At 45.9% G+C, this 13,260-nt stretch carries 14 protein-coding genes and 1 pseudogene; 7 read left to right on the forward strand and 8 right to left on the reverse strand.

The genetic code is table 11. The features are described 5' to 3' along the window. The first annotated feature begins 10 nt into the window (after positions 1–10). The 6 genes and pseudogenes from hemW (at position 11) to Q0393_RS06910 (ending at position 5,182) form a co-directional block, all read left to right on the forward strand. Positions 11–1,084 carry a radical SAM family heme chaperone HemW gene (gene hemW, locus Q0393_RS06885; RefSeq protein ID WP_298978959.1) on the forward strand — a complete coding sequence of 358 codons (1,074 nt, stop codon included), beginning with the start codon at positions 11–13 and terminating at the stop codon, positions 1,082–1,084. 57 nt (positions 1,085–1,141) lie between these two features. After that, a pseudogene (gene tatB / locus Q0393_RS06890) lies at positions 1,142–1,411 on the forward strand (Sec-independent protein translocase protein TatB); the annotation flags it as partial. Positions 1,412–1,879: 468 nt separating this feature from the next. After that, positions 1,880–2,635: a twin-arginine translocase subunit TatC gene (gene tatC / locus Q0393_RS06895; protein ID WP_298978961.1), complete on the forward strand. Its 756-nt coding sequence runs from the start codon at positions 1,880–1,882 to the stop codon at positions 2,633–2,635. 1 nt (position 2,636) lies between these two features. Next, entirely contained in the window at positions 2,637–3,656 is a 1,020-nt protein-coding gene (gene queA / locus Q0393_RS06900) for a tRNA preQ1(34) S-adenosylmethionine ribosyltransferase-isomerase QueA (protein WP_298978963.1), read from the forward strand. Then, on the forward strand, positions 3,653–4,690 hold the full coding sequence (locus tag Q0393_RS06905; RefSeq protein WP_298978965.1) for a hypothetical protein: 1,038 nt from the start codon (positions 3,653–3,655) through the stop codon (positions 4,688–4,690). Before queA ends, Q0393_RS06905 begins: the two co-directional genes overlap by 4 nt. 39 nt (positions 4,691–4,729) lie before the next feature. Next, complete coding sequence (locus Q0393_RS06910) at positions 4,730–5,182, forward strand: hypothetical protein (protein ID WP_298978968.1); 453 nt, start codon at positions 4,730–4,732, stop codon at positions 5,180–5,182. A gap of 327 nt (positions 5,183–5,509) precedes the next feature. Here Q0393_RS06910 and Q0393_RS06915 read toward each other — a convergent pair whose 3' ends face one another. The 8 genes from Q0393_RS06915 to Q0393_RS06950 all read right to left on the reverse strand — a co-directional run bounded on the left by Q0393_RS06915 (position 5,510) and on the right by Q0393_RS06950 (position 12,019). Next, on the reverse strand, positions 5,510–6,007 hold the full coding sequence (locus tag Q0393_RS06915) for a hypothetical protein (RefSeq protein WP_298978969.1): 498 nt from the start codon (positions 6,005–6,007) through the stop codon (positions 5,510–5,512). Positions 6,008–6,064: 57 nt separating this feature from the next. After that, positions 6,065–6,352, reverse strand: a complete 288-nt coding sequence (locus Q0393_RS06920; protein ID WP_298978971.1) for a hypothetical protein — start codon at positions 6,350–6,352, stop codon at positions 6,065–6,067. Between the two features lie 111 nt (positions 6,353–6,463). Continuing rightward, positions 6,464–6,724 (reverse strand): 30S ribosomal protein S18, encoded by a 261-nt coding sequence (rpsR, locus tag Q0393_RS06925; RefSeq protein ID WP_291937950.1) that lies wholly within the window; start codon positions 6,722–6,724, stop codon positions 6,464–6,466. Positions 6,725–6,737: 13 nt separating this feature from the next. Then, on the reverse strand, positions 6,738–7,337 hold the full coding sequence (locus Q0393_RS06930) for a single-stranded DNA-binding protein (RefSeq protein ID WP_298978974.1): 600 nt from the start codon (positions 7,335–7,337) through the stop codon (positions 6,738–6,740). Between the two features lie 10 nt (positions 7,338–7,347). Beyond that, on the reverse strand, positions 7,348–7,761 hold the full coding sequence (gene rpsF, locus Q0393_RS06935) for a 30S ribosomal protein S6 (RefSeq protein WP_298978976.1): 414 nt from the start codon (positions 7,759–7,761) through the stop codon (positions 7,348–7,350). Between the two features lie 84 nt (positions 7,762–7,845). Then, positions 7,846–8,850 carry a DNA polymerase III subunit delta gene (locus Q0393_RS06940; RefSeq protein ID WP_298978978.1) on the reverse strand — a complete coding sequence of 335 codons (1,005 nt, stop codon included), beginning with the start codon at positions 8,848–8,850 and terminating at the stop codon, positions 7,846–7,848. Further along, positions 8,850–10,772, reverse strand: a complete 1,923-nt coding sequence (locus Q0393_RS06945; protein ID WP_298978980.1) for a ribonuclease R family protein — start codon at positions 10,770–10,772, stop codon at positions 8,850–8,852. The genes Q0393_RS06940 and Q0393_RS06945 overlap by 1 nt, the downstream gene beginning before the upstream one ends. Continuing rightward, positions 10,769–12,019, reverse strand: a complete 1,251-nt coding sequence (locus tag Q0393_RS06950) for a hypothetical protein (RefSeq protein ID WP_298978982.1) — start codon at positions 12,017–12,019, stop codon at positions 10,769–10,771. Before Q0393_RS06950 ends, Q0393_RS06945 begins: the two co-directional genes overlap by 4 nt. A gap of 255 nt (positions 12,020–12,274) precedes the next feature. Here Q0393_RS06950 and Q0393_RS06955 point away from each other — a divergent pair, with 255 nt between their 5' ends. Beyond that, positions 12,275–13,063, forward strand: coding sequence for a hypothetical protein (locus Q0393_RS06955; protein WP_298978984.1), 789 nt, complete (start codon positions 12,275–12,277; stop codon positions 13,061–13,063). Positions 13,064–13,260 lie beyond the last annotated feature (197 nt).

Here is a 13,260-nt window from a genome sequence, read left to right on the forward strand (position 1 = left end):
AGGACCGCCCTTGCACATCTACATCCACGTACCGTTTTGCACCTCCAAATGCCCGTATTGCGCCTTTGGCTCCTTCAGCGACAAATTTAGCCTCGTGCGCAAGTATTTTTCGGCACTGCGGCTTGAGGTGCGCGATTTTTTGGCGAAAAATCCGCACGCGCGAATTTCGACGCTTTTTATCGGCGGAGGCACGCCAAGTGCCGTAGATGCGGAACTTTACGATGAAATTTTTGCGCTGCTTACGCCGCATTTTGCCGCCAAAGCCGAAATCAGCTCGGAAGCTAACCCAAACTCCGCTAGCCCCGCCTGGCTTAGGGCGATGCGCGAGCTTGGCGTAAATCGCATCAGCTTCGGCGCGCAAAGCTTTAACGACGCCAAGCTAAAATTCCTCGGTCGCGCGCACAGTGCGGAGCAGATTTTTCTCGCGGTGCAAAATGCCAAAGCAGCGGGCTTTGATAATATAAACTTAGACCTAATCTACGCGAGCAAATTTGACGATAAAAGGAATTTAAAATTTGAAATGGATGAGCTAGCGCGCTGCGAAGTGCCGCATCTAAGCGCCTATGCGCTAAGCCTTGAGGAAAACACGCCCTTTTTCGGGCGCGAAAGCTTTAAAAAGGAAAGCGCGGCTCTAGCTAAATTTCTCTTCGCCCTTGCGGCGGATAGCGGCTTTAGCCAGTATGAAATTTCAAATTTTGCCGCGCGCGGACTGCGCTGCAAGCACAATCTCGCCTACTGGCGCGGCGAGGATTACGCTGGATTTGGGGCATTTGCGGTCGGAACTAGCGCTCAGGTGCGCCTTAGCTCGCCTAAAAATTTGCGAGATTACATCGCAGATCCGCTGCAAAAACATCGCGAAGTTCTAAGCGCGCAGGATAAAAGGCTTGAGCGCATATTTCTCGGGCTGCGCTGCGTTTTGGGGTTTGAGGCGCAAATTTTAGACGCTGCAGAGCTAAGCAACGCACAGCTGCTCGTGCGCGAAAAAAAGCTGAAATTTGCCGAGGGTAAATTTTATAATCCCAACTTTTTGCTCGCCGACGAGATTGCGCTTTTTATCACGCAAGAAAGCCACTGCGGGCGCTAAATTTAAGATTAATGAAATTTTAGTTAAAATACGCCATTTTTTACGTTAGGAAATTTTATGTTTGGTATCAGTATGCCTGAAATTACGGTCATTTTAATCATCGCGATAATCGTGCTGGGGCCCGAAAAGCTTCCAAAAGTGCTGGTCGAGCTCGCGAAATACTTCAAAGTCATCAAAAAAACCATCAACGACGCAAAATCGAGCTTCGATCAGGAGCTTCGCATCGCCGAGCTCAAAGAGGATGCCAAAAAATATAAAGAGAGTATCACGCAAGCAAGCGAGGGCGTGCGCAAAAAGCTCACGTTTGAGGAGCTCGACGAGATCAAAGGCGGTATCGACTCGGTCAAAGAGACGCTAAATGCGGGGCTAAAAGACGCGGAAAGCTCTCTTAAAGAAACGCTTAGCTCGGATGCCGCCAAAGACGCGTTAAACTCCGCGAAAGTCTCGGCACAAAAACAGAGCGAGACGGCAAATTTAAAAGCAAATTCGAGCGGCGAAAATTCCGCGCAAGGCTCCGCTGGTACCGCAAACTCTACGCAAGGCTCCACCGACAGCGCAATGAATTCCGTAGCCGGAGACAAAAGCAAAAATTCTAGCGTCGAAAACGAAAGCAAAAATTCTATGCCGAGCGCGGGCTGCGACGCGGGAAATTCCGCACAAAATACGAATGCAAGCAGTGAAGCGAAAAGCGCCGCGCAAAATATGAACGCAAATTTAAACGGCGATGCGCAAAATTCTATGCAAAATTCCGCACAAAATAACGATACGCAAAAATCATAATGAGAGAGAAATTTAATGTTTGAAGAGCTAAAACCCCATCTAGCCGAGCTTCGTAAGCGCCTAGTTATCTGCGTGCTTTCCGTCATCGTCCTTTTTATCGCATGCTTCGGCTTTTGGGAGGATATTTTAGGCTTTATGACCCGCCCACTGGTGCGCGTACTTCCCAAAGGCAGCGAGATCATCTTTACCCAGCTTGGCGAGACCTTTTTTACTGCGATGAAGGTATCGTTTTTCACCTCGTTACTTCTAGCGATGCCGATAATTTTCTGGCAGGTGTGGCTTTTCGTAGCGCCTGGGCTTTACGACAATGAGAAAAAATACGTCATCCCCTTCGTTAGCGGCGCAAGCGTTATGTTCTTTTTAGGCGCAGCGTTTTGCTATTTTTTCGTAATCCCCGTCGCGTTTAATTTCTTGGTAAATTTTGGCGCCAAGCAATTTACTGCGATGCCTACAATCGGCGAATATGTAGGCTTTTTCGCTAAACTCGTCGTCGCATTCGGCATCAGCTTCGAGCTTCCGGTGGTGACATTTTTCCTTGCCAAGATCGGGCTTGTAACTAATAAAAGCCTGAGCGATTTTTTCCGCTACGCAATCGTCATTATTTTCATCTTTGCAGCGGTCATGACGCCGCCGGACGTGCTTAGTCAGTTTATGCTCGCAACTCCGCTAATTGCGCTTTATCTGCTTTCGATCTTTATCGCCAAAATGGTAAATCCGTATAAGCCTGAGGATGACGAAGGCGAAAATTCCACGGACGTAGCGCAGGCATGAGATGGCGGATCTAAATTTAGTTGGTAGCTACGATTACGAGCTTCCTAGCGAGCTCATCGCAAGCGCTCCTGTCATGCCCAAACAAAGCGCGCGACTGCTGATATACGACCGCGCCAAGGAGCAGATCACGCACGCGCGCTTCGGCGATCTGGCAGACGCTCTGCCGCCCTGCGATATTATTTTTAACGACACGCGGGTGATTAAGGCGCGCCTTTTCGGTCACAAAAACAGCGGCGGCAAGATCGAGCTTCTGCTAAACTCGCCGCTTGAGGGCAATAAATTTAGCGCCTATATTCGCGGCAGCGTCAAAGTAGGCAGCGAATTAAAATTTCAAAGCAGTCTTGAAGCGCGCGTTTGCGAGCTGATGGAAGGCGGGCTTCGCATCGTGCAGTTTGAGCAGGGCGGCAAAGCTTTAAACACCCATGATGTTTTTGAAATTTGCGAACGTATCGGCCATGTGCCGCTTCCGCCGTATATCAAGCGCGCCGATACCAAGCAGGACGAGAGCTGGTATCAAAGCATCTTTGCGCGCGAGCAAGGCGCCGTCGCCGCACCCACCGCGAGCCTTCATTTTAACGATGCGATGCTAAACGATCTGCGCAAAAACCACGAAATTTATTTTATCACGCTACACGTGGGCGCAGGCACCTTCAAGCCCGTGGAAGTAGCGGATCTGCGCGATCACAAAATGCACGGTGAGCTCTACTCTATCCCGCCGCAGACCGCGCAAATTCTAAAAAGCGAGCGAAAAATTTTAGGCGTGGGTACGACCGTTACGAGAACGATCGAAAATTTTGCACGTAACGGGCAAAGCAGCGGAATCTGCGAGCTATTTTTACACCCGGGCAACCCGCCGATAAGACAGAATTTTTTGCTTACGAACTTTCACCTGCCAAAATCCACGCTGATAATGCTCGTAGCGAGCTTCATCGGTCTTGAGCGCACGCTTGAGCTCTACCGCATCGCAGTGGAGCAAAGATACCGCTTCTACTCCTATGGCGATGGGATGCTTGTGCTATGAAAGCCGTGGTTTTAGGCGCGCTAGCAATATTGGCTGCGACGGCAGGCTTTGCGGCAAGAAAACTTTTTGCTAAAAAGCCCGCCGTAAGCGGCAAAATTTTCTCCGCTGCGCCTAAAGCCAAAGAAAGCGATTCCGTCGTGCCTAGACGTGAGGATATCGCGCAGATCGATATTTTAAAAATTTTAAAATTTCAAAGCGAAATTTTATTTGAGGAGTGCACGAAATACGACAGTACGCTCTATCTTAGCTTCCCGCCGCAGCTGCCGCGTATCTACGGCGGCGAGGTGCTAAATCTCACTAGCGCGGTCTTTGATGCGTGCGAGTTTTTCCTACAAAATATTGCTGAACCAATCCGCGTAAGCGTGGAATTTAGTAGCAAGGAACTTAGAGCGAATATGAGCTCCGTCAAGCTCGATGTTCGCGTAGGCATCGATCGCGAGCTAAAGGATCCGCGCACCTATGCACTTAAAAGTGCACTAGAAAGCGCCGCTAGCACGGATGATGAGTATCTTACTTCGGCGCAGACCCATTTGCGTGCACTCGGTTCGCATCCAAGTATTGGAGCCGACGGGCGCGGAACCTTTATCAAAATGGATGCCGTGCTTAGCTGCTTCGCGCAGCAGAGCTTTAGCGCCAAAAAATACGACTACAACGTCATCATCACGCATAAGAATCGCGCGATCTTCGAGGAGCTGCGCGATTTTTTGAGCGGGCTTGGTTGCGACGTGATGCCAAACTCCAACTGGGAGAGCGCGAAGAGGCACCTAAACGACTTCATCTACGTAGCCGACGTCGTCATCCTTGACGCCGAGATCCTACGCGCCAATATAAGCGAAATAAACTACCTCAACGCGCTAGAAAAAGACGGGGTATTTTTCATATTTCTGCTCAAAAACAAACACTCGCTCAAGGTGCTGGAGGGGCTAAGCTTTAAATTTTTCAAGCTCGAGATGCCATATTTCTACGACGAGTTTTACGCCACGCTCGATATCATCGAAAAGATCAAAAACGATGAGAACTTCTTGGGGCTGTAGCGAACAGGCAGCGATAAATTTAAAACCGAAGAGATTGAAGTGCTATATTTTGACTTAGATTGGATCAAGGGCAATATAAAAGATAGCGAATATGCCTTAAGGCAGCGGCGATACGAGGCGTATTTAGCAGGGCTGCACAAAAATATGCATACGCTAGAAAGAATTTTTGCGGGCATAAGCTTCAACGATGCGCTATTGCTACCCAAAAAACAAATCAATGAAAAATTGCATTTAAAATTTTACATCGGAGATTTGCAAAATGGATATTATGAACTAAAATGCGTTATGAGCTCAGATCAAAGACGAGGCGTGGCGCCCGGGGAAATAATAACGAGCGAGATATTTTACGAAAATGGCAATTACCGCTTCTCTTTCATCCTCGCTTGCTTGAAGGAATACGCCGTTAACTTCTCCAGGATAGATAGCCTTAAATTTAACGCGATTTCGCAGAAAAAATACCACTTTGAGCATAAGAAATTTAAACTTTTATAGAAAACCGCGCGCCCAATCGGTCGCGCATAAAATTTACCCATAAGATCGCGCCCTTAAATTTATCCCGCTTGCAAGCCGCAAACAGCGTAAATTCCGTCGCGCCTTGCAGCTAAATTTATTAAATTTAACATAGTCCGCGCACAAGCAAGTTTATTTCGTCCGCTTACCTCAAAAACGCTCAAGCTCCATTTTTAAAATTTACGCCTCAAGCGGACTTAAGATATTTTACAAACGGCATAATCTGTTTTGAAGCACGCCCGATAAGACGCATATAAAACAAGTAAATTTAAGAATTTAATGCGGATGGCTTGGCTCGCAATTTAAATTTTATCTTCTGCCCTCTTTTTTAGCCCTGACCGCCTCATAAAGCTCGTCGATCGAGGTCGCGGACGAGCCCGAATATTTCTGCGCTGCTTGCATAGTCTTTTTGCCAAATTTACCGTCGAGCGCCGCGCTTTTAAACATCAAGCTGTTCTGAATATAATAGATCTTATCTTGCTGCGTCAAATTCTGCTGCGCTTGTTGCACCTGTACCTGGGGCTTAGGCTCTTTTGGCTGCTCCTCTTCATAATTCAAAGCACCCGCCAAATAGCCCAATGCCGCCGCACCTATCAACGGCACGAAGGTTGATACCATGATGCTGCTCGAGTCCTTGGCAAGTTCGTTTAAAATTTCTTTTGAAAGAAAAAACACAAAGCAGCCTATAATAAAAGCGATTATGTTATTTATGCCGAACATAAACCCCGCTATTATGATTAAAATACCGATAATGAGCTCGCCGCCCAAGCGACTTGTTAAATAATAGCTTATCAGGAAATTATTCACGATATATCCTTTTTATAAACGCTCCAATTAGATTGAAAGGCATAAATTTTATTGATGCTAAAAGTCTCTAACAAATCTCGGTTCATGATCCTCGGAATCTTTGCGCGCTGAGACTAAACATACTGCGCCGGTGCCTATTATTACCGCACTTACGACTATGAATCCTTTTACCAAACCGTAAATACCGATAAAGATAAGTATCGCGCCGCCCACGAACAATTTAACCCAAGCTCTACCATAATGGATCTCCGCCTGGAACCCACCGCATACGACCGCACCGTATTTGATGTCATCTTTGCCGCAAAAAGGACATTCCAAATATTCCGCCCGCTCATTCTCTGCCATAATTTCTCCTTTGAAAAAATATAGGTGGATTATATATATAAGAGCGGGCTTAAATTTTAAAATTTAGAGTTTAAAATAGGGGGAATTTTAGCGGCTCTACGCCGCTAAAATTTAAAGATTTTCGAATGGATTTGTGACCACGTCTTTGCGATCAACGATGTAAGGTATAAGGGCTGCTTGGCGCGCGCGCTTGATAGCCTTTTCTACCATCTCTTGGTATTTTTTGCTGGTGCCGGTTAAGCGGCGCGGCATGATCTTAAAGCGCTCGCTTAGGCAGTGCTTTAGCAGCGCCGTATCCTTATAATCGATAAATTCAATCTTTGCTTCCGTAAATTTGCAATACTTCCTAGTATATTTTCTCTTATCTGCCATGATTTTTCCTTAATTAAAATGGGATCGTGTCGTTGCCGTCATCGTATTTATCGGCATCGACGTCGACTTCCGGAATCGTGCTTTCGTAACTCTGCTCTTTTTGTTTAGGCGCGTTGTAATCGTTTTTTGCGCCTCTAGAATTTGAGTTTTGTCTATTAGCATAGCTATTTCCGCCGCCGTAATTACCGCCGCTATAGTTAGAATTTCCTCCGCCGTAGCCGCCGGAGCTTCCGCCATAATTGCCGCCCTCGTAATTGCCGCCTTGATTATAGCCGCCGCTTCCACCTTGATTGCTTCCTAGCATCTCCATCGTATCTACGCTAATGGAGTGCTTGCTTCGGTTCTGTCCGTTCTGATCTTGCCACTGATCTAGCTTTAAGCGGCCTTCGATCAAAATTTTACTGCCTTTTCGCAAGTATTGGTTTGCGATTTCAGCCGTACGACCGAAAAAATCTATGTCTATAAAGCACGTTTCTTCGCGTTTCTCGCCGTTTGAACTACTGTATCTGCGTGTGACGGCAATGCCGGTTTTACCTACGGCGGTGCCCGTTTGCAGATATCTAAGCTCGATATCTCGGGTCAAATTACCTACCAAAACTACTTTATTGAACATATTTTATCCTTTATTCGCCCTCTTTGGCTGCTTCTTCAGGCTCTTTTGGCTCTACCGGCGCTTTTGGTTCGCGCTCTTTTTTCGCAGGGCCTAGCTTGATACCTTTGCTTAGCTTGTCCCAAGCGGAAATTTCGCGCTTAGTCTCATATTTGACGGTTAAAAATCTAATGATATCTTCGTTGATGCGCAGATTTCTAACAAGCTCGGAGATCAAGTTCGGCTCGGCTTTAAAATAGATTACGAAATAAACTCCGCGCTCATATTTGTCGATCTTATAGGCTAGCTTTCTAGCGCCCATTTCGATCACGGAAGCGATCTCTCCGCCATTTTTGGTTATGATTTCTTTGACGAAATCGACTTTTGTTTTAACTTCATCGTCGGTAAGCGTGGGCTTAACAATGAATAAAACCTCGTAGTTTCTCATAAATTCTCCTTATGGATTTTAGCTCGCAAACAGCGTCTGCGGGCAAGGATTTTGCAAAAAATGCGAAGAGATGTTACTAAAATTTCACTTAATATTTGCTTTTTGCCCGAGCGAACTTAGCAGCATGCGCTGCAACCTCAAAAACGACGCAAGCAAAAGCTCGTCCTTTGCCGCATTCTTTTCGCTTTTGAGTTCAAATTCCAAATCGTTTAAGTGAGCGAAAATTTTATAAAACGTCCGCGTAGAAAAACTAGTGGCGTAGCGCTGCATCTGTGCGGCTACGGAAGGTGGCGGCTGATAGCCTAAAACCGCCTTAAAATCAAATCTGCCGTTTATTTTCACGTAAGCATGAAGCCGAAAAATTCTATAAATCAGGCGGTAGAAATAATTTATCAGCTCCATCTCGTTGTATCCGCCGCCCAGAGCCATTTTGTAAAAATCTACGCGAAAGTCGCAAAGGCTGAAAATTTTATCAAAAAGCTCGTCGTAGCTCACCTCGCTAAGACCATAAACCATTAAATTTACGTTTTGCAGGCTAAGCTCAAGCCCTAAACTTGCGAATTTCTCTATCTCGCTCGCGCTTAGGCTCAGGCTTTCGTTGTGGATGGCGTAGATCCTGCTAAGCGCGGCGGTGTTTGCAAAAAGCCCGCACATCTCGCATTTTTGCGCAAGCAGCGCTATGGCTTCGTTTACGCCCGATAGTTTGAAAAATCTAACCTCGTTTCGTTCAAATTCTTTGATAAAATCCACACTCACCGAAATTTCGCTATCGTTTAACTCGTAGATCAGATGGTTATTCGCGTCCGACTTACACAGCGCGATGAGCCTTCGCAGCTCCTCTTTTTTGATGAGAGAGGCGGTTTTGATGTGAAGCGTGTTGCTGCCGCCGAAAAGCGAGGGCTCCAAGAAGCTTCGCGCCTGCTCAAAATCATACTCCAAAAAATACAAACTCAAAAAATTTTCCGAGGCGTAAATTTGCTTCAATCGCTGCGCGTAAAGCTCGTTTGAAAAATCGTCTCCGCCGCGCAAAAGCACGAAATTCGGCACTCTGCCGCTTGCGATAAGCCCGTCAAATTCTTTCCTATACATCAGATCTTCTTTACCACCCTGCCTAAAATCACTCCGCTAGCGATGTTTGCGTCCGTAAGCTCGACTAGCACGGGCGTTAAAATGTCGCCGGCGAAATTTGAAACTAAAATTTTAGCCCCCTTTAGCTTGTCATCTAGCTTTGCGGTGACGGAATTTCCGTTTTCGTCGATGTAGCAGCGAAATTTTTTGCCCAAATTTTCCGCGGCCCAGCGCGCAAATTTTCGGTCCATAAAATCAAACGCGACCTTGTCCGCCTCACGCTCTAGCTCGTTTAGCCGCGCGCACGTCGCATCGATGTTTAAAAGCAGGTAATTATAAAATTTCTCATCCCCCCTCATCTGCGCCTTTAGCAATCGGTGCAAAATGAGATCGGAATAGCGCCTGATCGGGCTTGTAAAGTGCGTGTAGTTATCAAATCCGAGCCCGAAATGCCCGCGCGATTCGGATGCGTACTCGGCGCGCTTTTGAGCCTTGATGATGAGCTTATCGACCTCCTCGCGGATCCCCATGGCATCGGCTTGAGCCTGGATTTCGCCGATCATTTTAGCAAGGTTGTTCTGATACGGCGCGTCGATGCCGAACAGCGCCAGATCGTCAAGCAGCGCGTAAATTTTTTTAAGCTCCGCCGAGCCGTGATTTCTAAAAACGCCCCGCTCGATGCGCGCCGCAGCGGCTTTATTGGCTAGTAGCATACAATCCTCAATGAGCTTGTGCGACGGAGTGTCGGTCTCAAAGCGGGTGGAGTTTATAAAACCGCGCTCATCAAGCGTGATGCGAAGCTCCTTGGTGCGGAAATCAAATCCGCGTTTTAGCCTCGCGCGGCGCAGGCGCTCGCAAATTTCATTAAGCGGCAAGAGCCAGCTTAAAATTTCAGGCTCGCACGCCTTGCGGGTGCGTAAAATTTCATCGACCTCGTCGTAATTATAGCGGCGTTTTGATCTTATGATCGCTTCGAAAAGCTCCTGCTTTTGCGGGTTTAAATTTTCATCCAAAGCGATTTTAAAAACGAAGGCCAGCCTCGGAAGATCTGGCATCAGCGAGCAGATGTTTTCGCTAAGCTCGCGCGGTAGCATCGGCACGGAGCGGTGCGGGAAATAGATCGAAAAGCCGCGAAATTTCGCCTCCTTATCGATCGGCGAGTATTCGCTTACGTATTCGCTCACATCGGCGATCGCGACGTAAAGCGTGCGCTCTTTTACGTCAAAATAGATCGCGTCGTCGAAGTCCTTGGCGTCGATAGGATCGATAGTGCAAAACGCAAGATGCTGCAAATCCACGCGCTGCGGATACAAAGAGCCGTCCACTTCGCTGCCGAAGCTCGCGGCTTGCTGCTTGCACGCTTCGTTAAATTCGTCGTTTTTATCGTAGATCGCTAAAGAAATTTTCTCATCGACGAAGGGATCGGCTAAGTTTCCGATCACCTCGGTAATTTCGTTCGTTAGATTATCAATCTTTAAAAGGGTGTTTGCGGGCAGCTGCTTTAGCGATTTTTGCGTGGCTTTGAGCGGATTTGCGAGACCGGTTTTGACGTTTACGCCTAAAATTTCGCGCCCGAAGCTTTTGGTATAAACCACGCTCGTTAAAAACGCAGGCTTAACGCACATCAGCACTTTTGCGTGCAGGCGGGACTTTCTTGAGCTTAAAATTTTTGCTAGGATCAGATCGCCCAGGTGTACGCCGCTTAAATATCTGTTTTCGATGATGAGATCTGCCTTGAAGCGGTCGTCGAAACTCTGCAGATAGCCCGTGCCGTCGCGCGCGATGTCAAGCCTGCCGAAAACATAGCCGTCATTTAGATAGAGCTTGCCCTTGTGCGCGCTGATAGCGCCGATATTTAGGAGGTTGCGCGCGAGTTCCTTTTGCTCGCCGCTAAGATCCTTTTCAAATACGCCCGAGTTAAAGGCGCGCAGGAACTCTCTCATATCGAAATTTCGCCTTTAGCCTCTAAAAACGCCTCCTGCTCGAAGCCGAACTCGACTAGTAAATTTAAAGCGTTGTCGATGCTAAGCTCGTCAAAGTGGTGATAGATATTGACCGCGGTTTTGGCGATCTTTAGCATCGCGTAGCGGGATTTGTTCTCAAAAGGCGCGTCGTCGGGGGCGTTTGAATACAGCGCGTCCTGCGCGATCTGCTCTAGCCCGAAATGCGCAAATAGCGCGTGCGAGACGCTTTCGCGGCTCGTGCCGCTAAATTTCATCTCCACATCGGTAAAATCCTGCGGAAAGATCGAGCCCTTGATGGCATGGTAAAATTCCTCCGCCTTGCCTGCCGCGCACACCTGCTCGTCGATAAAAACCCGCCCGAACTCCACTAAAATCACGCTTGAGAGGATACTTTGCTCAATCTGTGGGTAGGATTTGATCCACGAAAACATAAGCAGATTTCGCAGCAGCGAGACCTGCGTGAGTTTTTCTCGGTCGATGCGATACGCCTGTAGACTCGGCTTTAGCATCGCGTCAAATATGGCAAATAGAAAAAACGCCCGCATCTGCTCGCGCCCGTAAAGCTCGAACGCTCGCTGTAAATTTAGCGCCTTTAGCGCCGCGGCGCTCTGCTCCTGTTTCGGCGGCTGCTCTCGCCCCTGCTCCTGCGCTCTCCCACATTCTTGCTCCTGTTTTTGCTGCTGCGCTTGTATCGGCTCTCGCCCATGCACTCGTTCGGCTTGCGCAGAAACACCCGAACCTAGCGTGCAATCAGCTCTCGCAGCGGCGTGTTGATTTTGCCGCTGTGTATCGCTCGCGGCCTGCGAGGGGTTAAATTTAAAATTCTCGTCGCTGTAGTTCGCGCCGTTTGCGTCATTTGAATGATTAAATTTAAAACTATCGCCCCGCCCCGCTAAGTCTGAGCCCTTTTGCTCGCTCGAGGTGCACTCGTTTTGCAGCCAATCGTTTGCGGCATCTTGTAAGCCGTGCTTTATAATCTCCGCGCCTTGGAGATCGCACCGCTCATCTGTAGCGGCGAAATTTTGCCTCGCGAGCCCTTCGGCGCTAAATTTAGACAAACCGCAAAAGGCTAAATCTAAAATTTTATCCGCGAGGGGGGTGTTTTTTGAAATTTGCAGAGCGAGCCTGACATCCGAAACATCCGTCTCAAACGATGCTAAAATTTTTAAAATTTCATCACTAAAGCCCGCGAGCGCGCCTATTTTTTGGGTTATAAATTTATTCATTTTAAAAAACCGTTCAATAGAAATTTCGCACAATCATATCAAATTTTAACTCAAATTGCAAAGCAAAACGCCGCCGTTGCGTCCAAATTCCGCTTCGGCTCACGAGACTTTTAAGCGCTTTTTTAAGCTAAAAAATCACGGATCAACCCGCCTGTTTGTCGTGACGGCAAAACTAAAATTTCATCCGCCGTTTTATAAAATCTTAATCCCCTTTCGTATAGAATGCATCGAAATTTCGTTTATAAAGAACTTGATTTGGATAAATTTGAAGTCAGCACTGTGCCAAGAAAAGAAAGGACTAGGGACTACGACAAAGAGCCGCTAGTTTTGCGGGATTATTCTGGCTTTCCTTTAATTTTACACTATTTGATTATTTTAATATTTTGGATTACTGCTTCTGGGTTTTGCATTAGTTTCTTAGACGATTTTGAAAGCGGTATTTTAGATTTTGATGACACAAAACGAACGATAATAAAATTTGGCTTTGCAATAGTTGTATTTTTGATATTTGATTGTTTTAATATTATAAATTTAAAGAAAAAATATACCTATTTTTATAATTCAAAAGTTGCATATTATGATCAAAATTTTAAAGAAACTAGCAGTGAAGATATAATATTTAACAACGACACAACTTTTAAGGCAATCTGGTTTTTAGATATGATATTTTCAAGTATTTTTAGTAAGGTATTTTTGGTTAGTTTTTTCATAATTGGCTTTATTGAAGGAACTTTTGGTATATCTTTAATAGGTGTATTACTTTTAATATTTATATTATTGTTTGCGGAATTTTTAGAAATTATAGTTTTTTTGGTAATTTATAGATATGAAAACAAAAGTTTTAAAAATTTTTGGAAAATATTTCCAAAATTTCAAATAAATCTTGAATACGCAGAAGAGATACATTGGTCTGATTATAGGCGAAATAACGAGAGACTTTATTCTATACATATATTTTCTTTCAATGAAGAAAATTACAATAAGGTAAGGGATTATATTTTTACGGTCTTTAATATAGATATAAATAAAAATTTAAGTAAATAACAATTTTTTTGATAAAGGATAAAAAAATGAGAAAGTTTGAGGCGCTAAAAACATATGCAGAGCTGCCATGGGCAGGGTATAGGGGATTGAACAATTAACAAGCTGTGGTATAAAAAGACTGCTATGTTCTTTGGGTTTAACTGAGGGCTAATTCAGATCAAACAGATCCAAATATCAAATTTGCAAATTTAAATTTA

Origin of the sequence: uncultured Campylobacter sp., from assembly GCF_938015785.1 — a bacterium.
GTDB lineage: Bacteria > Campylobacterota > Campylobacteria > Campylobacterales > Campylobacteraceae > Campylobacter_B.